Origin of the sequence: Halomonas sp. GD1P12 (genome assembly GCF_025725645.1) — a bacterium.
Classification (GTDB): domain Bacteria; phylum Pseudomonadota; class Gammaproteobacteria; order Pseudomonadales; family Halomonadaceae; genus Vreelandella.
This window is the reverse complement of the sequence record NZ_CP107007.1, coordinates 2,415,590-2,438,369: the sequence shown is the minus strand read 5'-3', so window position 1 is coordinate 2,438,369 and position 22,780 is coordinate 2,415,590. Positions and strand designations below refer to the sequence as shown.

The following is a 22,780-nucleotide window of genomic DNA, read 5'->3' as shown; positions in this document are numbered from 1 at the left end:
AAGCGCCCAAGCGCGACGTTTGCGCTTAGGCGCTATATAGCGCCGCTTGGGTCGAAGTTCAAGCTTTAAATGTCGGTAACATCGATCAGGCGCTTTCGTGCTTTTTTTGAAGATCAGAAAGGGCGATCTGTGCCTCGACGCGTTCGGTCACGTCCTTTTGTACGCCAACGCAGTACATCAGGTTATCGCTTTCATCATAGACCGGTGTGATGGAGAGCTCGTTCCAGAACATGGTGCCGTCCTTGCGATAGTTGCGGAGCACTTCGCGGGAGGGGCGGCCGCTACTGATCGCTTCGCGAATGTTATCGAGGGCGTCCTGGTCGCGATCATCGTTTTGGAGAAAACGGCAGTCGCGATAAAGAATTTCGTCGGCGGTGTAGCCGGTCAAGCGTTCAAACCCTTTGTTGACGTAGATGAGAATGTTTTCATCGCCTTCCTGTTCGGAGACGACGATACCGTCGTCCGAGGCGTCGACGATCCGTTCGAGGAGCTCGGGGTTGATGAGAGGAGATCGTTTCATAAAAGGGTTCCTGTTGCTTGTCGCTCATCCGTTGCCATGGCGCTGTGCATCAGCACGGACAACAACGGTGTATAAACACTTCAACCAGCATTAACATAGGCAGCTACGTACGCGCTGGCAAATTATCTCGCTCGATCCACGTACTTGCACGCCTCGTCACTCTACTTCAGGCAGCCGATAGGCGCTGAGTAGCGCAAAAAATGCCGTCACCGCCAGTATCAGCAAAAGCCAGGCGCTGCCCAGCCACTGCGATAATGCTCCCACCACGCCGCCCACGGCCAGCATCAGGATACCCGTCAGCGTGTTGGAAAGCGCGACATAAAGCGCCCGGTTGTCCTGAGTGGCGATATCGACCAGGTAGGTCTTGCGACCAAGTCGCACGCCGTGGTGAACGATCGTCAACAGGGCGTACACCAGAGCGTAGGGCACGACGCTTTGCGCCCATTGGTCGGGAAGCTGGATCAAACTTGCGCCCAATACACAGCAAGCCGTGGTGCCCAGCGCGGCGTAGCACATGACGCGGCGGCTGGACTGGTCGGCCAGTTTACCCCAAATCGGGCTTGCGACCATGGCGGCAAGCCCCGACACCACCACCAATAGCCCAAGATTGCTCAGATCATCGCCACTTTGCTGCTGGCCAAGTAGCGCAAGGTAGGGAAGCGCCAGGGCGCTCGATAGAAGGAGTGCGCGCGACACGTTGAAGTGTAAAAAGGCGCGATCGCTTTTGAGAAGCGATACACCCGTCTTGATGCTGCTCCAGGCGTTTTCCCCGCCTTCGACCGCGCCGGGTTCTTCCTTGATGCGTGCCACGCAAAACGCGTTGAGCAGCCAGCCGAGCGCGGCCACGCCTAAAAGCGCCGCCAGTGCCCACTCGCCCGGGCGATTCCCCATCAGTACGAGCACGCCGCCCGCCACCAGCGTGGCCGCGCCGGCGATGCTGCCGCTGTAGCCCATTAGCGTTCCGCGGCGGCGCTTGGCGATGGTCTTGCCCATCACGTCCTTGGTGGCGATGGAAGAGACGCCCCGCGAAAGCGAAAGCAGCACAAGGGCCGCCAGTACCAACGCACCGCCAAACGTGCTTTCACCCCAAAGTGCGAGCAATGCCAAACAGCCGGCACAGACTGCTTGCAGCAGGGCGCCGGCGACCCACACCCATTTGCGCTGGGGTTTGGGGCGAATGAAACCGGCCACGAAAATCTGGGGCAGCAGGGCGCCGGCTTCGCGAATCGGTACCAGCAAACCTACCATCCAGACCGGCGCACCGATCAGCCCCATCAGCCAGGGCAGCACCAGGCGAGCGCTGGAAAGCTCGTCGGCGAGCTTATTGCCCAGCGCGGCAAACAGATGCAAGAAGAAGTTACGCGGCTGCTCCTTGCACGCCTGCTCCGGAATGTCCTCGCACATCCGGCTGTCGTCATCGCCGGTCAGCCGTTCGAACAAGCGGGTCTGGGAAATGGGCGGCTCGGCCATCTCGATTCCTTGGAAGTTGTTGAATCAGGGTGACAGAATGGCGGTTAATCGCATTTTGTCAAAGCTCAAAAGGATAGCTTCATGTCTCGCATCCACATTCGTTATTGCACCCAGTGTCAGTGGCTTTTACGCAGCGCCTGGTATGCCCAGGAGCTGCTGTCGACCTTCGGCGAGCAGCTGGATGAAGTCGCGCTTTCGCCTTCGCACGGCGGCACGTTCGAAATCTGGTGCAACGATACGCTGCTTTGGGAGCGAAAGCGCGACGGCGGCTTTCCGGACAGCAAGGAGCTCAAAAAGCGCGTGCGCGACATCGTAAGCCCGGATCAGAACCTTGGGCATATCGACCGATGAGTCAGGATCGGTTGGCCATAACGTGCGGGCTGGGGGCGGTGGCGCTCTGGTCTACCGTCGCGACGGCGTTCAAGGTGGCGCTTTCGTTCATGAGCCCGCTGGAGCTTATGTGGATCGCCTCGCTGGTCTCCTGGCTATTGATGGGCGCGCTGGTCATCAAACGCGGGCTTTTGCGTCAGGCGGCAAGCGGGTGGAAAACGGCGGCCTGGGCGGGGCTGATGAACCCGGTGGCGTATTATCTCGTGCTGTTCGCCGCGTATGATCGCCTGCCGGGTCAGGAAGCCATGGCGCTCAACTATACCTGGGGGCTGACCATGGCGCTGCTTGCCGTTCCCCTTCTGGGTCAGCGATTGTCCATGTCTGATTTTGCCGCCGGGTGCGTCGCCTACGCTGGCGTGTGGGTGATCGCCACGCGAGGGCAGGTGTTCGATGTCGCCTTCGAGGATCCAGTGGGCGTGGCGCTGGCGCTGGGGTCGACGCTTATCTGGGCACTCTATTGGCTGCTCAACACGCGCGATGCGCGCGAGCCGCTGGTCGGGCAGTGGCAAAATTTCTCCATCGGCTTGCCAATACTGACATTACTACTACTTTTAGGGCCGGGGATCACAGGGCACGGCCTTGCTGCGCTAGGCGCTGGCGTTTACGTCGGACTCTTCGAGATGGGCATCGCATTCATCTTGTGGCAGCTGGCGATCCATCGTGTATCGCGCACTGCGCGCGTCACCAACCTGATTTTTCTATCGCCGCCGGTCTCGCTTTTTCTACTGCATGTGGTGGTGGGTGAGCCGCTTTTGGTGTCTACCTTCGCTGGGCTCGCGTTGATTTTAACGGGGTTGGTGCTGCAGCAACTAACCAGCCACAAAAAAGCATGAAAAAAGCTGCAGAGGTTTTGTAGTTCTTAATTGTAAATATTTGTGACTTTTGTTTTGATGGCTTGTGCCTGACGCTTATTTACTTAAATTAAGTAGTGTGGGGGAAATAATCCTTGACACTTGGCTTTTGAAAAGCGCGCTCAGCGTTTCGGCCGGTGCGGGAAGCAAGCGGCAAGGGGTGTCGTGGTTTCAACGTTCGAGTGGAACGCTCATTGGGGATTCATGGATATGAAAGATAACGTTACAAACAAGCTTAAGCATTTCTTCTCTGCGCGGGCGATTCGCCCCTTGACCATGACGACCATGGCCTGTCTGCCGCTCTCCGCTTTGGCGCAGTCTCTACCGGCCACTCTCTACTCGCCGGGCTCGACCGACCTGCCAAGCGCCATTCAGCAAACCATCATTACCAACCCTGAAGTCAATGCTGCATGGGCAAATTTCGAGGCCTCGGGAAGCGACATCCGCGCCGCGCAGGGCGGTTATTTGCCCACCATCGACGTGCGCGCCGGCGTGGGGATTCAGGATCAAAGCAACGACGGTCGGGGAAGCTATGATTCCGACTTTGCCGAGCTAACGCTGAGTCAAATGGTGTTCGATGGTTTCGCAACCCGCAGCGACGTCGAGCGTTTGGATCGCGCTCGTCTGGTTGCCTATTTTCAGCTTTTAGGGGCGAGTGAAGAAGTCGCGCTGGAAGCGTTTCGTACCTACCTCGACGTGCTTCGCTACCGTGAAATGGTGCGCTTGGCCCAGGACAATTACGCCCAGCATCAGCGCGTATTCAGCCAAATCGAAGAGCGCACGCTTTCCGGCGCCGGTCGCGGGGTCGATCTCGAACAAATCAGCGGCCGCCTGGCTTTGGCTGAATCGAACCTGATGACCGAGGCATCGAATCTTCACGATGTGACGGCGCGCTATCAGCGCATCGTGGGCCAGTTGCCTGCGCAAAACATGGCGCCTGCGCCGTCGCTCGAAGCCAACGTGCCCGCTGACGTTGCTCAGGCCGTGAGAATGGCGTTCGAAGGCAACCCGGATTTCCAGGCCGCGATCGAAAACATCGCCGTGGCCCGTGCCGAGCAGGAGAGCGCCCGCGCCGGTTTCATGCCGCGTCTGGATATTCAGGGCCGTACGGGCACCAACAACGAGGATAGTGTCGTACGCGGACGTACCGACGAACACAGTATTCAGCTTGTAGCGAGCATGAATCTGTACCGCGGAGGCTCTGATCTGGCAAGCTTCAACGCGGCCGCTTCGCGTATCGAGCAGGCGCAAAGCCAGCGCGAGCTGGCCTGTACCAACGTGCGCCAGACCACCCAAATCGCCTATAACGATACCCAGCGCATTCGCGAGCAGCTCAACTATCTCAACGAGCACCGCCAGTCCATCGATCGCGTACGCGGTGCCTATCAGCAGCAGTTCGATATTGGTCAGCGCACCCTGCTGGACGTGCTTGACAGTGAAAACGAGTACTTCGAGGCGAGCCGTGCCTATGCCAATGCCGAGTTCGACCTGACGCTCGCACAGGCGCGTACCCTGGCGTCCATGGGCCAACTGATGCCAGCGCTCAACGTAACGCGAGAAGATATCCCGAGTCTGGACGAGCTGGGTTATGACGGTGCTACCTTGAGTTCCGCCGATACCTGCGCCCTTGACGGCCCTCGTGGATTTACGCTGGAGGACTTTACCCGCGGTATCTCGATACCCCCGGCGCCCGAGGCTTCTCTTGACGCAGCCGCCTACCCCGACCCGGCTATCTCTGACGACCCAATGACCACTCCCGAGTATTGAGCCCGGACTCGGATTAGGCGCTCTTTTCGAGTGCCCGTACGTGCCTTTCGCTCCGCCTGCCGTTGTTGGTGGCGGGGCGTGGGTAAAAGGTCCGGCGCTTACAGGCGCGATGCTTACGAGGGCCAGCCTTTCGTTTAATCAAATACGTATCTTATACCGCTGTATTAAGCTTATTGCCCAGCGGCCGATGGTATCAAATATACCGAAATTTTCGGCTTGAATGCGTCGCGGCGAAGGTTTTGCAACGGTCGGTTGGGTCCATCGGCACCGAACGATTCAACGCTTTCGATGCTTGCGGCAGCCGACGGACAGGAGATCAGGTTTTAGTGGCTCAAGATAAACAGGTCGTCTCTACCCCTACCCGCGAACGCTCGGACGACGAGCTTCTCGAATGCCTAAAAGCGATTGCTTCTTACCACCAGCATGAGGTGTCGTCCGAGGCGCTCAAGGCGGGGTTGCCGCTTGAAAAGGGCAACTTGACCCCGTCGGTGTTTGGCCGTGCGGCGCATCGTGCAGGTCTCACCGCGCGTATCGTCAAAAGCCCGCTGTTGGGCCTCAATCCGTCGCTCTTTCCGGCGGTACTGTTACTGGAACCGGGGCGAGCCTGCGTGCTGCTGGCGCTGGATACCAGGCAGCAAAAAGCGCGCGTCATTTTTCCCGAGCTTTCCGAGTCCGCCGTCGACGTAGCGCTCGATGAGCTCAACGGAGGCTATAGCGGTGAAGCGATCTACGTTCGCCCCCGGTTTCAGGCCGACAACACCTCCGAACCCGGCGTCGAGAAAAAGCGCGGTCAGCACTGGTTCTGGGGCGTCATCAAGGAGAATCGCCGGCTTTACCGCGATATCATCAGCGGGTCGATTGCGATCAACATCTTTGCGCTGGCCATGCCACTGTTCGTGCTCAACGTTTATGACCGCGTCGTGCCCAACCAGGCGACCGAAACGCTCTGGGTCATGGCGACCGGGGTTTTCATCGTACTCTGTTTCGATCTGGTTCTTCGTTTGATGCGCAGTGGCTTCGTGGACCTCGCCGCCAGCCGTGCGGACGTCAAGCTGTCGTCCTCCATCATGAGCAAGGTGCTGGGCATGCGGATGGAAGAGCGTCCGGCCTCCACGGGGTCGTTCACCTCGACGCTGCAATCCTTCGAGTCGGTGCGTGCCTTCATTGGGTCGGCCACCATCATCGGGATCGTCGATCTGCCGTTCGTGCTGCTGTTCGCGGGTATCATTGCGCTGATCAATCCGTGGCTGGTTTTGCCGGTCATCGTGGGGATTCTTTTCGTATTGCTCTACGCACTCGCCGCCCAGGGCAAGCTGCATGAGCTTTCCGAAACCACCTGGGAGGTTGGCGCTCAGCGTAATGCGCTGCTGGTCGAGTCGGTTTCTCAACTCGAAAACGTCAAGGCGCTGCGTGCGGAGAGTCGTATTCAGCGCCATTGGGAAAAAGCCACGGCGTTTCTTTCGCGTACCAGCGCACAGCTCAAGTTAGTGAGCTCATCGGTGTCGAGCGTTGCACTCTGGGCGCAAAACAGCGTGGCGGTCTGCGTCATCATCGTGGGCGTTTACCAAATCGTTCAGGGCAATCTGACCCAGGGCGGGCTGATCGCCTGCTATATGCTTTCGTCACGCGCGATGGCGCCGGTCAGCCAGGCAGCGGCCCTGCTGGCGCAGTATCACCAGTCTTCTACGGCGCTCGAGGGGCTCAATCGCGTCATGGAGAAAAAAGAGGAGCGCCACGAAGGCAAGGCCTACGTGGAGAAGCCCAGCGTGACCGGCCGTTTGGAACTCGACAAAGTCACGCTTCGCTACCCCAATGAGGAGCGTGATGCGCTGCGCGACGTCTCCATTGCCATCAAGGAAGGCGAGAAAGTCGCGCTATTGGGGCGCGTCGGCTGTGGCAAATCCTCGCTCAACAAGCTGCTATTGGGTTTTTATCAGCCCAGCGCCGGCGCTGTGATGCTCGACGGCGTGGATATTCGTCAGTTGGATCCGCTTCAACTGCGACGCCATTTGGGTTACGTGCCTCAGGAGGTCAGCCTGTTTTCCGGCTCGCTTCGCGACAATATCGTGGCCGGCGGTGGAAGCGACCATGTCGATGACCACGCGCTGCTGCGAGCGATCAAGATCGCCGGGCTGGAAGCGCTGGTGAATAGTCATCCCAAGGGAGTCGATCTGCAGGTAGGTGAGCGCGGGCAGGCGCTATCCGGTGGTCAGAAGCAGGCGGTCGCCATTGCTCGGGCGGTGGTACAGGACCCGCAGGTACTGCTGCTCGATGAGCCGACCAGCGCGATGGATAACGCCAGCGAAGAGGCATTCAAGGCGAACCTGACTCGTATTGGTGAAGGTAAAACCATGCTGATCGTCACTCACCGCACGTCACTTCTGTCGCTCGTCGATCGCATCATCGTTATGGATGCGGGCAAGGTTGTCGCTGATGGCCCGCGTGATAGCGTGGTTGAAGCGCTGCGTAACGGCCAGATCGGGAGGGCATCGTAATGGCGAAGAACTCCTCCACCAGTGAACAAAAAGGGTTCGAGGCGATTGGTCGTTTCTCCGAAAAAGGGCAAAAGCCGTTTCGCCCGTTCATGGACCGACTGTTTGCGCGCCGGGTAAGTTCGGCTCACCTCAACCGCGACTGGGCAAGCGACACCGACTGGGCGCGCATGCAGCAGGAGCCCATCCGCGCACGGCTGTTTTTGTACGTGACATTGCTGGCCTTCATTGCCGTCCTCGTCTGGGCCTATTTCGCACCCATCGATGAGGTGACTCGCGGTAGTGGGCGCGTGATTCCAGCAAGCCACCTTCAGCGCATTCAGTCCTTCGATGGCGGCGTGATCGAAGAGATCAATGTGCGCGAGGGTCAGGTCGTAAGCCAGGGCGAAGTGCTGATGCAGATCGACCCCACGCGTTTCGTCTCCGATTTCCGCGAAAACCGTGCTCAGCGCTACGCGCTGGAAGCGCGTGCCGAGCGGCTGCGGGCGCTGGCGACCGGCACCGAGTTCGAACCCTCGGAAGAGCTTCGCCAGGAAGTTCCGCATATCGTCATGCAGGAGCGCGAGGCCTACGAGAGCAGTCTTGTGGAGCTTCGCGAGCAGGAGAACGTGCTCGAGGATCGCGTTCGCCAGCGTCAGGAAGAGCTCAGAGAAGCTCAGGCGCGTCGCGATACGGCGGGGCGTGAAGCCAGTATGGCCAGCCAGGAGTTGAATCTGACTCGACCGCTGCTGGCGTCCGGCGCCGTATCCGAGGTCGAGGTGCTGCGCCTTCAGCGCGAAGTGTCCCGTGCGACTGGCGAGCGCAACCAGGCCGATGCCTCGGTATCCCGTCTGCAAGCCGCCGTTGAAGAGTCGCAGACTCAGCTGCGCGAGCAAAGCGCCGAGCGGCGCAGCCAGTGGCGCAGTGACCTGGCTCAAGCGGTGGGTGATTTGAACGCACTTCAGCAGTCCGGCACCGGGCTACAGGATCGGGTGCGTTTGACCGAGATTCGCTCGCCGGTCGATGGCGTCATCCAGCGCATCCATATCAATACCATCGGCGGGGTAGCGCAGCCCGGCCAGGAGGTCATCGAGATCATCCCGAGCGACGACCAGCTGTTGGTCGAGGCCCGTATTGCGCCCCAGGACATCGCTTTTCTGCATCCGGGGCAGGCCTCTACTATCAAGCTCACCGCCTACGATTACGCTATTTACGGTGGCCTGCAGGCGGAGCTTGAGCATATCAGCGCCGATACGATTACCGACGACGACGGCAATACCTTTTACCTGGTACGCGTACGCAGCCTGCAGGACGAGAACGCTACTGAAGGGCTTCAGGTCATTCCAGGCATGACAGCGCAGGTCGATATCGTGACAGGTAAACGAACGGTGATGCAGTTTTTGCTGAAGCCCGTTTTAAGAGCGTGGCGTGACTCAATGGGAGAGCGCTAATGAAACATGTTTTTATCACACGTGATGGAAGTCTCAAGGCGCGTTGGCAAGGCGCTCTACCCGACGCGATAGCCGTTACCTCTGACCAGGCGATCACACGTTCAGAGTCTGGGGATGTGGTTTGGATCACCACGACCGTCGAGGACTGGCGCGCGCAAACCACGGCGATTAGCCGCCAGGGCGCAAGCGTGGTGGTCATGAGCTACGCCCCTAACGACCGCGAGGCGCTGCTGGCGCTTGAGCTGGGGGCTCGTGGCTATACCCATACGCTTTCTGCACCCGAAGTGCTCAAACAGGTCGCGCTGGTCGTTACCCATCAGGGTGTCTGGGTGGGCCAGTCGCTTTTATCGCGTGTGCTCACAGGCTCTGTCCAGGCGCTGCAGCAGCGAACCGGTGACGATATCACCCATCAGGGCCAGCAGTTTCTTGCCACGCTGACAGAGCGTGAACGAGCGGTAGCGCTAGCCGTTGCCCGCGGGGGCGCTAACAAGGAAGTCGCTCGAGAGCTTGCGATTACCGAGCGCACGGTAAAGGCCCACTTGAGCGCCATCTTCAAGAAACTGGCGGTACGCGATCGCCTGCAGCTCATTTTGAAGCTTTCTTCGGACGCCGAAAAACGCATTTCTTGAGCTAACGCCCAAGCGCCTACCCGCAGAGCATGGATGCCCCTCTGCGGGCAGCAAGTTACATTACTTTACTGTCCTTCAGTACAATAGGGAGGGGGCGCCGAATCCCTTACTATTGCGCTATAAGCCGTTTTTTTCACTCGCACGACGGGTGAGCGGGCGGCCACTAATACTCATCGGGGATTTACCTAAATGGCAACAGCAACGGTCATCGCTATCACCGGGGACGCTTGGGTCACGGATGGAAAGGGTAACCGGCACGAGGTCAAAATCGGCGATACGCTTATCGAAGGCGAAACACTGATTACCTCGGACGGTGGACGAGTCGAACTCGATTTTGGCGATGGCGCAGGGGCAGACGTGGTGGAAGGCGGGCAGTCCATGGAGCTGACTCCGGACCTTGATCGTGAAACCGTTGTCTCTTCCGATGAAGCCAGCGTGCTGGATGACGATATCGATGCCTTGTTGGCCGCTCTTGAAGACGACGATATCGATCTTCTTGATCTTCTCGACCCCACCGCTGCCGGCGGTGCCGGTGGCGGCGGCGGCGGGGGCAATAGCTTCGTTCGCGTGGCGCGTATCTCCGAAGAGGTAAGCCCCCTAAGCTTTACTACCGCTGGCCCCACGGCAGGTACACCGCCCGTCTTTTTTACGCTAAATCCCCCCGGCCCCGATGACACAGCCCCCGATACCGATATCCCGCTAAGCCCGGACGACCCCCTGATCCCCGGCGATGATGACGGTGATGCCGATGCAGACGCTGATGCAGATGCAGATGCGGATGCTGACGCCGATGCGGACGCAGACGCTGATGCAGATGCAGATGCAGATGCAGATGCTGACGCCGATACGGACGCTGACGCAGATGCGGATGCAGATGCTGACGCCGATACTGACGCTGACGCTGACGCTGACGCTGACGCTGACGCAGATGCGGATGCCGACAGTGATTCGGACTCTGATAGCGATTCGGATTCCGATAGCGATTCGGACTCCGATAGTGACTCGGATTCCGATTCGGATAGCGATTCGGACTCTGACAGTGACTCCGATTCCGACAGCGATTCAGACGCCGACAGTGACTCGGATTCCGATAGCGACTCGGACTCTGACAGCGATTCGGACTCCGACAGCGATTCGGATTCAGACAGCGATTCGGACTCCGATAGCGATTCAGATTCCGATAGCGACTCGGATTCCGACAGCGACTCTGATTCCGATAGCGACTCCGACTCGGATAGCGACTCCGACTCTGACAGCGATTCGGATTCCGACAGTGATTCGGATTCCGACAGTGATTCAGACTCCGATAGCGATTCAGATTCCGACAGCGACTCGGATTCCGATAGCGATTCAGACTCGGACAGTGACTCGGATTCCGATAGCGACTCCGATTCCGACAGTGATTCAGACGCCGACAGCGATTCGGACTCCGACAGCGATTCGGACTCCGACAGCGATTCGGACTCCGATAGCGACTCGGACTCCGATAGCGACTCCGATTCGGACAGTGATTCGGACTCCGACAGTGACTCGGACTCCGATAGCGATTCAGATTCCGACAGTGATTCCGACTCTGACAGCGATTCGGATTCCGACAGCGATTCGGACTCCGACAGTGATTCCGACTCTGACAGCGATTCGGATTCCGATAGCGACTCGGACTCTGACAGTGACTCCGATTCCGACAGCGATTCAGACTCCGACAGTGATTCCGACTCTGACAGCGACTCTGATTCCGATAGTGACTCTGATTCGGATAGTGATTCGGATTCCGACAGCGACTCTGATTCGGATAGCGATTCGGACTCCGACAGCGATTCCGACTCTGACTCTGACAGTGACTCGGATGCCGACAGTGACTCCGACTCTGACAGTGATTCTGACTCCGACAGCGACTCTGATTCCGACAGTGATTCGGATTCCGACAGCGATTCGGACTCCGACAGTGATTCCGACTCTGACAGCGATTCGGATTCCGACAGCGACTCGGACTCTGACAGCGATTCGGATTCCGACAGCGACTCGGATTCTGACAGCGATTCGGATTCCGACAGCGACTCGGATTCTGACAGTGACTCCGATTCCGACAGTGATTCGGACTCCGACAGTGATTCGGACTCCGACAGTGACTCGGATTCTGACAGTGACTCCGATTCCGACAGCGACTCCGATTCGGATAGCGATTCGGACTCTGATAGCGACTCGGATTCCGATAGTGACTCCGATTCCGATAGTGACTCGGACTCCGATAGCGATTCGGATTCCGATAGTGACTCGGACTCCGATAGCGATTCAGACTCCGACAGCGACTCGGACTCGGATAGCGACTCGGACTCGGATAGCGACTCCGACTCCGACAGCGATTCGGACTCTGATAGCGATTCGGACAGTGATTCCGACTCTGACAGCGATTCTGATTCCGATAGTGACTCGGACTCCGATAGCGATTCGGATTCCGATAGTGACTCGGACTCCGATAGCGATTCAGACTCCGACAGCGACTCGGACTCGGATAGCGACTCCGACTCCGACAGCGATTCGGACTCTGATAGCGATTCGGACAGTGATTCCGACTCTGACAGCGACTCTGATTCCGATAGTGACTCGGACTCCGACAGTGATTCAGACTCCGATAGCGATTCAGATTCCGATAGCGACTCGGACTCTGACAGCGATTCGGATTCCGACTCCGACTCCGACAGCGACTCCGATTCGGATAGCGATTCGGACTCCGATAGCGATTCAGATTCCGACAGCGACTCGGATTCCGATAGCGACTCCGATAGCGACTCCGACAGTGACTCCGACAGTGACTCCGATTCCGACAGCGACTCCGACTCTGACAGCGATTCGGACTCCGATAGCGATTCGGATTCCGACAGTGATTCCGACTCTGACAGTGATTCGGATTCCGACAGCGACTCTGACTCAGACAGCGACTCCGATTCGGACAGTGATTCGGATTCCGATAGCGACTCCGACTCTGATAGCGATTCGGACTCCGATAGCGATTCGGATTCCGACAGTGATTCCGACTCTGACAGTGATTCGGATTCCGACAGCGACTCTGACTCAGACAGCGACTCCGATTCGGACAGTGATTCGGATTCCGATAGCGACTCCGACTCTGATAGCGATTCGGATTCCGATAGCGACTCGGATTCCGACAGCGACTCCGACTCCGACAGCGACTCGGATTCAGATAGCGACTCCGACAGTGACTCCGATTCCGACAGCGACTCGGATTCAGATAGCGACTCCGACAGCGACTCGGACTCCGACAGCGACTCTGACTCTGACAGCGATTCGGACTCTGACAGCGACTCTGACTCAGACAGCGACTCCGATTCGGACAGTGATTCGGATTCCGACAGTGACTCCGACTCCGATAGCGACTCAGATTCCGACAGCGATTCAGACTCCGACAGCGACTCTGACTCTGACAGCGACTCGGATTCCGACAGCGATTCAGACTCCGACAGCGACTCTGACTCTGACAGCGATTCGGATTCCGATAGCGACTCGGATTCCGATAGCGACTCGGATTCCGACAGCGACTCGGATTCCGATAGTGACTCGGATTCCGATAGTGACTCGGACTCTGACAGCGACTCTGATTCCGACAGCGATTCAGACTCTGATAGCGATTCGGACTCCGATAGCGATTCAGATTCGGACAGTGACTCCGATTCCGACAGCGACTCCGATTCGGATAGCGATTCGGACAGTGACTCCGATAGCGACTCCGACTCTGATAGCGATTCGGATTCCGATAGCGACTCGGATTCCGACAGCGACTCCGACTCCGACAGCGACTCGGATTCAGATAGCGACTCCGACAGTGACTCCGATTCCGACAGCGACTCGGATTCAGATAGCGACTCCGACAGCGACTCGGACTCCGACAGCGACTCTGACTCTGACAGCGATTCGGACTCTGACAGCGATTCGGATTCCGACAGCGATTCGGATTCCGACAGTGATTCAGACTCCGATAGCGATTCAGATTCCGACAGCGACTCGGATTCCGATAGCGATTCAGATTCCGACAGCGACTCGGATTCTGACAGTGACTCCGATTCCGACAGCGATTCGGACTCCGACAGTGATTCCGACTCTGACAGCGATTCGGACTCAGACAGCGACTCTGATTCCGATAGTGACTCGGACTCGGATAGCGACTCCGACTCTGACAGCGATTCGGACTCTGATAGTGACTCGGACTCCGACTCCGATTCCGACAGTGATTCGGATTCTGACAGTGACTCCGATTCCGACAGCGACTCCGATTCGGATAGCGATTCGGACTCTGATAGCGATTCGGACTCTGATAGTGACTCGGACTCCGACAGCGACTCGGATTCCGACAGCGACTCGGATTCCGACAGCGACTCCGACTCTGACAGCGATTCAGATTCTGACAGTGACTCCGATTCCGACAGCGATTCAGACTCCGACAGCGACTCGGACTCTGACAGCGACTCTGATTCCGATAGTGACTCGGACTCCGACAGTGATTCAGACTCCGATAGCGACTCGGACTCTGACAGCGATTCGGATTCAGACTCCGACAGCGACTCCGATTCGGATAGCGATTCGGACTCCGATAGCGATTCAGATTCCGACAGCGACTCGGATTCCGATAGCGACTCCGACAGTGACTCCGATTCCGACAGCGACTCCGACTCTGACAGCGATTCAGATTCTGACAGTGACTCCGATTCCGACAGCGATTCAGACTCCGACAGCGATTCAGACTCGGACAGTGACTCTGATTCCGACAGCGACTCGGACTCGGACGGTGATCACGATCCGGACTCGGATAACGAGTCCGATGGTCCCGAGGAGGAGGAAGAGGAGGAAGAGATAAAAGCCACGATCACCATTGATAACGTAACCAAGGACAATGTTGTTAATGGGGAAGAGGCGAAGGGGCCTGTCAAAATTACCGGCACCGTGGGCGGCGACGCCAAGGCCGGCGACACGGTCACCCTGACCGTGGGCGAGAATACCTACGGCGGCGAGGTCGTGGCCGACGGTGAAGGCAACCTCACCTACGCCATCGACGTGCCCGGATCGGAGCTGGCCGAGCACACCGCGATTACCGCAAAAGTGACCGGCACCGACACGGACGGCAACGCCTACAGCGCCGACGCCGAGCGCGACTACAGCGTGAACCTGGACGCCAGCGCCACGATCACCATCGACACCATTGCCGGTGACGACGTGGTCAACGGCGAGGAAGCGAAGGGCGACGTGACCATCACCGGTACCGTGGGCGGCGACGCCAAGGCCGGCGACGCAGTCACCCTGACCGTGGGCGAGAATACCTACGGCGGCGAGGTCGTGGCCGACGGTGAAGGCAACCTCACCTACGCCATCGACGTACCCGGATCGGTTCTGGCCGACAACGACACGATTCGTGCCGACGTGACCGGCACCGACGCGGACGGCAACGCCTATACGGGCGAAACGGACAAGACCTACACCGTCAATCTCGACGCCAGCGCCACGATCACCATCGACACCATTGCCGGTGACGACGTGGTCAACGGCGAGGAAGCGAAGGGCGACGTGACCGTGACCGGCACCGTGGGCGGCGACGCGAAAGCGGGCGACACCGTCACCCTGACCGTGGGCGAGAATACCTACGGCGGCGAGGTCGTGGCCGATGGTGAAGGCAACCTCACCTACGCCATCGACGTGCCGGGAGCGATGCTGGCCGACAACGACAGCATCACGGCCGAAGTCACCGGCACCGACGACGCGGGCAACAGCTACCGTCAGGACGCCGAGCGCGGTTACGAGGTCAACCTGGACGCCAGCGCCACGATCACCATCGATGTGATCGCCGGTGACGGCGTGGTCAACGGCGAGGAAGCGAAGGGCGACGTGACCATCACCGGTACCGTCGGCGGCGACGCCAAGGCAGGCGACACCGTCACGCTGAGCGTGGGCGACAACACTCACACCGGCACCGTCGGTGAGGATCTGACCTACGCCATCGACGTGCCCGGATCGGAGCTGGCCGAGCACACCGCGATTACCGCAAAAGTGACCGGCACCGACACGGACGGCAACGGCTACAGCGCCGACGCCGAGCGCGACTACAGCGTGAACCTGGACGCCAGCGCCACGATCACCATCGACCAGATCGCCGGTGACGACGTGATCAACGGCGAGGAAGCGAAGGGCGACGTGACCATCACCGGTACCGTGGGCGGCGACGCCAAGGCCGGCGACACCGTCACCCTGACGGTGGGTGACAACACCCACACCGGCACCGTCGGTGAGGATCTGACCTACGCCATCGACGTGCCCGGATCGGAGCTGGCCGAGCACACCGCGATTACCGCAAAAGTGACCGGCACCGACGCGGACGGCAACGCCTACAGCGCCGACGCCGACCGCGATTACGGCGTGAACCTGGACGCCAGCGCCACGATCACCATCGACGAGATCGCCGGGGACGGCGTGGTCAACGGTGACGAAGCGAAGGGCGACGTGACCATTACCGGCACCGTCGGCGGCGACGCGAAGGCGGGTGACACCGTCACGCTGAGCGTGGGTGGCGAAACCTATTCGGGCGATGTGCTCGAGGGCGATAACGGCGCTCTGACCTACGCCATCAATGTGCCGGGCTCGGTATTGGCCAACCACGACAGCGTTAAAGCGGAGGTAGTTGGTAAGGACGAGGCAGGTAACGATTACAGCGCAGAGGCTAACCAGGATTACAGCGTTTATCTTGACGCCAGCGCTACGCTGACTTCCAAGCTCCAGCCGGAGGCCGATGAAGATGGTGCGACGGTCACTTATACGATCACGCTGAGTTCAGCACTTGAGACCGATACAACATTTACATTCGATGTGAATGAAGAGGTGCAAAGCATCACGGTCGAAGCAGGGGCTACCACGGCATCGAGCAGCTATTACTACAGCGATTCTGATGTCTATGTCGATGACGATACCATTAGCGCGCCGTCTGACTTGCAAGTGATTGGCGATAATGGCAGCTGGAACTGGAGTCTGTTGAATGAGGCTGAATCCTATTACATCGAGGATTCCATCGATGTAACGACGGTCAACCTGAGTGCCTCTGTCATCAAGACGTCGATGATAGACGTCACCAACGTCGATAAATCCGATAGCTTTACGGTAACGGCGTACGGCACTGATGGTGAGCGCGGAGAGATTTCTCGGGTCACCGGTACCAATCACGATGGCTTCGGTGTGGTAGGCAAGACCTCTGGTAGCGCGGCAAACAGCGAGTTGGGCTATGGCACTAACGGTACCAGCGAAAAAATCGTTATCGACTTTAATAACGAGATCGAAAGCTTCGACGTCCAGTTCGCATGGCGAAACAACCGCGAAAAAGCCCGGGTCGATTTTAAGGATGCCGATAACAATCCTGTGGGGCATGCCATCATATCGGGAGGCGGTGGCTCAAACGCACGGGTGACGTATTTCAACGCCAATGATGAAGAAGTGCGACAAGAAAGCGTGCAGGGCGGCTCTGATCGTGTAGATCTGGCCTATACGTTTAAACCTGAAATTGGCAAGACGTTTACCAGCGCTGAATTTACCGCGGTAGATAATGACGACGACTACCTCATCCACTCCATCGCTTATAAGGAGGTGGTCAAGGGTGGGGCCACTACCATCAGCGGTGAGTCAGAGGTCACGTTCGTGGTCGAAACGTCCAACCCGCCCGATGTTACTCAATACACCTTCCAGGGGGATGACTTCCCAACGGCGATTGTTGAGATCGATGGTGAGCGCCATACCGTCACTCTAGACCGCGACGGAAAAGGAGCTGTAACGGTCAATGTCGATGGCAGCGGCGACCTGAACGCCAAGGTAATCGAAGTCAACGGCAACTTCGAGAAAGTCGAGGTGCCGGTCAGCCTGACACTGGAAAGCACCACGGTCGACGACGCCGTGGCCCAAACGCCCACGGTGAGTATCTCGCTGGGTGACGCCACCGCGATCGACAAGACGGGAACGATCGAGGCACAGACGAAGTCATTTGAGCTTACGCTGGGCGATAAGCGCGGCGATGGCAATATCTCGGGCTCGTGGTGGTATGACTACTCAGAATCTGACCCCAAAACGTTCGATTTCGGTAAGGTACACGCCGGGCAGGAAGTCACTATTACCTTGCCTCACACGATTCAGGGCACCTGGAATTCGGGCAATGGTGTTTACAACGATAACTGGGTAGTCAAAGTCAACGATGGGAAGGAGTTCGTGTTCAAGGACTACGGTTCTCCCGCGAACTACTACCTGAACGAAAACTATACGGCAACGATTACCACTACTCTCGATAATGACGGTAAGCTGAGATTGGACTTCAGTGCATCGACAACCGAGACGAGTGAAATCGTTAAGGTCAATGGCGCAACGGCCACCGTTGGCGCGATCGAAATTACCGAAGTAGACGCGTATCGCTATGAAGTCGATTTAAACGCCGCACTCAACGATACCGATGGTGACGAGACGCTCAGTATCCGCGTGACCGGGGTGCCGGAAGGCGCAACCTTGAGCCAGGGCGCATTGCAAAGCGACGGAAGCTGGTTGATCGAAGCGTCCGGCGATACGTTCGCAAGCGACGGTTTAACGTTGACAGTGCCTGCTTCGTTGGCCGGCCAAGGCATCCAACTAACGGCGGAAGCCATTGCCACAGAGCTGAACGCGACGGATGAGGCTGATAGGCAAGACAGTGCGTTTGCCAGCACGGTTGAGGTCACCGTACCTACACCGGCTTCACCAGATAATGAAGACGTCAAACCTGAGTCTTCCTCTGTGAGCATCGATAGCGTCGAGACTGCTCAGGAAGCAGGTGTGGATGTACTTGCCAAGGTATGGGGAAGTCTGGGAGGTCATAACTTTGGTGTCTCCGGTAATCGAGTCGATACCAGCGACACGAACCAGACCGTGTCGAGTAGCCACCTGAACGTGGGTAACACGAGTAATCTCTCGGTTCGTTCACAAGCGGGTAGCAACGAAACGGCATACTTCCAGGTAGGTGATACGTACAAGCTGAGCTGGACGGAGTCGGTGACCCAATACTATGTGAAAACGTGGTATGGCATCCCCATCGGAAAATACCTGCACACTACGTATGAAGAAAAAGCCATGGAGGGTACGGTTACTCGTTCGGATAAGTCGGGCGTTAACGGTACCGAAACTGACATAGTGGTTTTCAGTGGTCATGTAGACGGTAAGGCGCAGACTCTGGTGCTCGATAGCAAGGGAATCAGTAATGCCAACTATCTCGTGAATGACCAATTCTCTGAGACCACCGTCGGCTTCCGTGAAATGAAGGTAGCTGGCTCGGCCGGTCCGGACGCAGAGGTGAGCATTACCGATGCAAGCGGTAAGGTAGTCGATACCGTCAAGGCAGATGCCAACGGCGAATGGATCACGTCCCTGAAGCGTATCGAAAGCTCCACCGGCGAGCTCAAGGCCACCGCGGTTGATGCCAATGGCAACGTCTCGACGGATATCAAGCACTTCGAGCTGGGCGACAAGGGCAGTAACATGCTCACCGGTACCGAAGGCAACGATATCCTTTACGGCGGTGCTGGTAACGATATCCTGATCGGCGGTGCCAGTGACGACGTGCTGATCGGTGGAAAAGGCGACGATGTTCTCTATGGCGGATCCGGTAGCGATACGCTGATAGGCGGTCCGGGTAACGATACGCTTTACGGCGGCGGCGGTGCCGATACGTTCAAGTGGGAGTTCGGTGACCAGGGAACAAGCACCAAGGCGGCCGTGGATACCGTCATGGACTTCAACAAGGGGGTGTATGGCAAGGATGCTCAAGCGGATCGCCTGGATCTCTCCGATCTCTTGAAGGGCGAAAGCGATGAGGCCATCGATCAATACATCCGCGCCGAACAGAAAGGCAGCGATACCATTCTGCACATCAAGTCAGAAGGTGGCTTGTCGGCAGATAACAGTAACGCGGATCAGCGGGTTGTACTGAAAGACGTCACCATGCCCCAGGGCGAAAGCTCGTCGGACTTCCTGCAAAGCATGCTGCAGGATCATCAGCTGAAGATCGACCAGTAAGACATCACGTTACGCATCGTGTAACACCAAGGCCGCCTCCGGGCGGCCTTTTTTAACCTTGAACCCTGTTTAACGAGAGAAGGGGGTTGCCATGTTCTATATCAAACGCAATGCCGACGGCGACATCGTGACGCTAAGTAAGGAGGCGACCAGCGAATCTTCCGAGCAGGTGAGCGCAGACGACCCGCAGGTGCTGGCGTTTCTGGCCAATGAGCCGGGCTCGAAAGCGAACTTTCTTGCTTCGGATCTGGCTTTCGTGCGGGTAGTGGAAGACTTGATGGAGGTGCTGCTGGACAAGGGGGTGATTTCGTTCACCGACCTGCCCCAGGCGGCGCAGAACAAGGTGATGCAGCGTAAATCGCTGCGCGCCAAGAACAACGTCAATTTGATTGGCGAGGACGGCGGTATCATCTGATACCGCCGCCATGGCGGCGGCCGGGTCAGTTTGGCGTGCGTATCGCCGGGCCGGTCACGCCGTCGATGCCCATGCGGAACAGCTGGGCCAGCTCCTCTTCGGATTTTACGCCTTCGGCGATGACCAACAGCCCCAGCGAGTGGCAGAGCGTGGTCAGCCCGCGCAGTATGCTTTGCTGCTCGGCGGAGGCGTGAATGTCGCGCACCAGGCTGGCATCCACCTTCAGGTAGGTAAGCCCCACGTCGTGTAGCTCGGCAAGCTTGTTGAACTCGGCCCCCACGTGCTCGATACCGAACTGACAGTCGAGATGTCTGAGCGCGGCGCAGAAACCGCGCATACTCGCCAGCGCCCGGGAATCGAGGGTCGCCGGAATTTCGAAGCAAAGCCTGGACGCCAGCGTGGCGTTTTTCTCCAGCAGGGTGCGCAGCCCGGTGACGAAACGGGCGTCGCTGATGGCCGCGATCGACAGGTTGATGCCCAGCCACTGCTTCGGGTTTTGGCGAAGCTGCTCCAGCGCCTGTTTGATGACGGCCATATCCAGCGACGGCTCCAGGTTAAAACGCGCAAGCCAGGGAATGAAAACTCCCGCGCTTTGCCACTGCTCGGCCAGCTGCAGCCGGGCCGGGCTTTCGTAATGTAGAACGTGCTGCTGGGCGTTCAGTACCGGGAAACGCCCAAGCTCCGGGCCCTGCAATAGCGCCGTATCCAGCGCCGTACGCCACGCCGCGTGCGTGGCAAAAAGCGGCTGACGCTCGCGTTCGCGCACCACAACTGGCAAGCTGCCCTGAGCGCTTTCTGCCTCTGCCAGGGCCGTGTCGAGCGTGGCCATCAGGTCGCTGCGCTCATCTCCCGGCGCGTAGCTGGTAATCGCCGTTGGCAGTCGCAGCTCGCTCGCCGGGGCGAGCGTTGCAAGCGCATGTTTCAAGCGAGCGCTGAACTCCTCGATGTCGGTTTCAAGCGGTACCACCAGCATGAAATCGCTGCCGTTGAGCCGGCCGATCAGCGTCTCTTCCGAGGTGGTATCGAGTGTAGTCAGCTGCTCCACCAACCCCTTCAGCAGGTTATCCGTGGCGTCGTGGCCGAGGCGGTCGTTCAGCCCCACCAGATCCTCCACGCGAACGATCGCCATGAGCCCCGTCGCCCGTGCATCGTCGCTGTCCAGAAGCGCCGCCAGTCGGGTCATGAAGGCACCGCGATTGAGCGCGCCGGTCAACGCGTCATGCTGCAGGTCGCGGCGCAGCTCATCGAGTTTCTGACTTTCGTGGGTCAACATCTGGCGCACGTTGTGAGAGAGCACGTTCATGGCCCGGGCTACCTCGCGAAGCTCCCGGGTGCGCGGCTCCTTGATGGTGGTAAAGCGCCGCGCGCTGATATTACGCGCTTGCTCCACCACGCGATTGAGCGGGCGCTTGATGGTACTGACGATCACCGCTGCCAGCGCGAGGCTTGCGATCCCTGCCGCGATGAACCAGGCCGTCAGCTCCATGAAGCTTCGCCACAGGGCCCGGTAAGCAAAGCTGTACTGACTCTGAAGGGTCAGCGTACCGAACTGCTGCCAGCCTTCCTGAATGGTGGCCGTGCCCGGCGGAATGTCGAAGTCGATCAGGTGGCGAAACCAGCCGGGCACGTGGCCCTGGTACTCACTCGCCACGCGCTCGACCAGTACGCTGCCATCGGTGTCGCGCAGTACGATCTGCTGATAGTAGCCGGTGTCGAACTGCGCCGAGATCAAAAGCTCGAGAATGACCAGGTCCTTGTCGAGCTGCGTCATGGAGAGCGCCAGCGCCGTGGCGTTATCCTCGTTCTTGATGCTGATTTCCTGCTCGATGTAAGCGCGACTGGTGGTGATGCTGATCACAAGGCTTCCAACAAAGGAGAGCAGCAACAGCCCGATGATGGCCAGCCAAAGCTGTTTGATAAGCGACATAACGGCACGTCCTTTTGTTGAAAACTTTTTGTTAAAAGCTCTTTATTAAAAGCTCTTTATTAAAAGCGCTTGTAAAAACCTTTCTTCGAGGTCTCTAGAGAAAGCCTTGAGATTGCATACGTTCCAGTACGCTGCGCCAGCGCGACAGGCGCGCCAATGGATCCGCGCGCGACTGCGATGAGCCGCCGGCCCAAAGCCCTTCGCTATTGAAACTGAACACCGGATCGAGATCGGTACGCTGCGAGGCGGGCGAAATCGAGGGCGCCATGTTGTCGAGCACCAGCGGCACGGCGCTCGGGGTATCATAGTAACCCAGCACCATGTGCGCTTGGGTAATACTGCTGCGGCCAATGCGGGCGCGTACGTAAATCATGCGCAGGCGCTCGCCGGGAACTCCGAGCTGCTTGAGCGTGATGTACTTGGCGATCGCGTAGTCCTCGCAGTCGCCCTGGCCCTTGCCCATGGCCTCGAGCGGCGTGGCCCAGTAATCCTCCTGCCCCCACACGACGATATCGTCGACCCAGCGAACGTTGCGGTTGAAGAAGTCGTTCACCTCACGAAGCTGGGTTTGAATATCCTGCCCCGCAGCGCGCTGTAAAAGCGCGAACCACCCCTCGAGCACGTTGAGCCCTGCCTGGCCGTACATCGAGCTCATGCGCTCACGCAGCCGCGTCGGGTCGAACGCCGATGCCTGAAAGGGGTACAGACCAAGCCCCGCGCCCAGCGCCAGAAGCCCGGCGGACGCGAGAAACGTTCGCCGGGTGAGACCCGCAGGGGTAGAGGAAGAGCACCGAGGCATAGACGTCCAGCCA

12 protein-coding genes are annotated in these 22,780 nt (G+C 58.6%); 8 read left to right on the top strand and 4 right to left on the bottom strand.

Going from position 1 to position 22,780, the window contains the following annotated elements:
* Nucleotides 1-85: 85 nt before the first annotated feature.
* Nucleotides 86-520 carry a PAS domain-containing protein gene (locus tag OCT39_RS11165; protein WP_263584544.1) on the bottom strand — a complete coding sequence of 145 codons (435 nt, stop codon included), beginning with the start codon at nt 518-520 and terminating at the stop codon, nt 86-88.
* Between the two features lie 156 nt (nt 521-676).
* Nucleotides 677-1,990: an MFS transporter gene (locus OCT39_RS11160; protein WP_263584543.1), complete on the bottom strand. Its 1,314-nt coding sequence runs from the start codon at nt 1,988-1,990 to the stop codon at nt 677-679.
* A gap of 81 nt (nt 1,991-2,071) precedes the next feature.
* Between OCT39_RS11160 and OCT39_RS11155 the strand changes: the two genes are divergently transcribed.
* The 8 genes from OCT39_RS11155 to OCT39_RS11110 all read left to right on the top strand — a co-directional run bounded on the left by OCT39_RS11155 (nt 2,072) and on the right by OCT39_RS11110 (nt 20,041).
* The gene (locus OCT39_RS11155) at nt 2,072-2,341 is read left to right on the top strand and encodes a SelT/SelW/SelH family protein (protein WP_263584542.1); all 270 of its coding nucleotides are present in this window, start codon (nt 2,072-2,074) and stop codon (nt 2,339-2,341) included.
* Complete coding sequence (locus OCT39_RS11150) at nt 2,338-3,213, top strand: DMT family transporter (RefSeq protein ID WP_263584541.1); 876 nt, start codon at nt 2,338-2,340, stop codon at nt 3,211-3,213. The genes OCT39_RS11155 and OCT39_RS11150 overlap by 4 nt, the downstream gene beginning before the upstream one ends.
* Nucleotides 3,214-3,441: 228 nt before the next feature.
* Entirely contained in the window at nt 3,442-4,998 is a 1,557-nt protein-coding gene (locus OCT39_RS11145) for a TolC family outer membrane protein (protein WP_263584540.1), read from the top strand.
* Nucleotides 4,999-5,324: 326 nt separating this feature from the next.
* A complete protein-coding gene (locus OCT39_RS11140) occupies nt 5,325-7,493 on the top strand; it encodes a type I secretion system permease/ATPase (protein WP_263584539.1) in 2,169 nt (722 codons plus the stop codon).
* Nucleotides 7,493-8,920 carry an HlyD family type I secretion periplasmic adaptor subunit gene (locus OCT39_RS11135; RefSeq protein ID WP_263584538.1) on the top strand — a complete coding sequence of 476 codons (1,428 nt, stop codon included), beginning with the start codon at nt 7,493-7,495 and terminating at the stop codon, nt 8,918-8,920. Before OCT39_RS11140 ends, OCT39_RS11135 begins: the two co-directional genes overlap by 1 nt.
* Complete coding sequence (locus OCT39_RS11130) at nt 8,920-9,549, top strand: response regulator transcription factor (RefSeq protein ID WP_263584537.1); 630 nt, start codon at nt 8,920-8,922, stop codon at nt 9,547-9,549. Before OCT39_RS11135 ends, OCT39_RS11130 begins: the two co-directional genes overlap by 1 nt.
* Before the next feature lie 189 nt (nt 9,550-9,738).
* On the top strand, nt 9,739-19,626 hold the full coding sequence (locus OCT39_RS17445; RefSeq protein WP_412031120.1) for a retention module-containing protein: 9,888 nt from the start codon (nt 9,739-9,741) through the stop codon (nt 19,624-19,626).
* A 91-nt stretch (nt 19,627-19,717) separates the two neighbouring features.
* A complete protein-coding gene (locus OCT39_RS11110; RefSeq protein ID WP_263584536.1) occupies nt 19,718-20,041 on the top strand; it encodes a tryptophan synthase subunit beta like protein in 324 nt (107 codons plus the stop codon).
* A 25-nt stretch (nt 20,042-20,066) separates the two neighbouring features.
* Here the strand turns inward: OCT39_RS11110 and OCT39_RS11105 are convergent, their stop codons facing one another.
* Together OCT39_RS11105 and OCT39_RS11100 are read right to left on the bottom strand one after the other, a co-directional pair.
* Nucleotides 20,067-21,968 carry an EAL domain-containing protein gene (locus OCT39_RS11105; RefSeq protein ID WP_263584535.1) on the bottom strand — a complete coding sequence of 634 codons (1,902 nt, stop codon included), beginning with the start codon at nt 21,966-21,968 and terminating at the stop codon, nt 20,067-20,069.
* 94 nt (nt 21,969-22,062) lie between these two features.
* Complete coding sequence (locus OCT39_RS11100) at nt 22,063-22,767, bottom strand: transglutaminase-like cysteine peptidase (RefSeq protein ID WP_263584534.1); 705 nt, start codon at nt 22,765-22,767, stop codon at nt 22,063-22,065.
* Between the last annotated feature and the right edge of the window lie 13 nt (nt 22,768-22,780).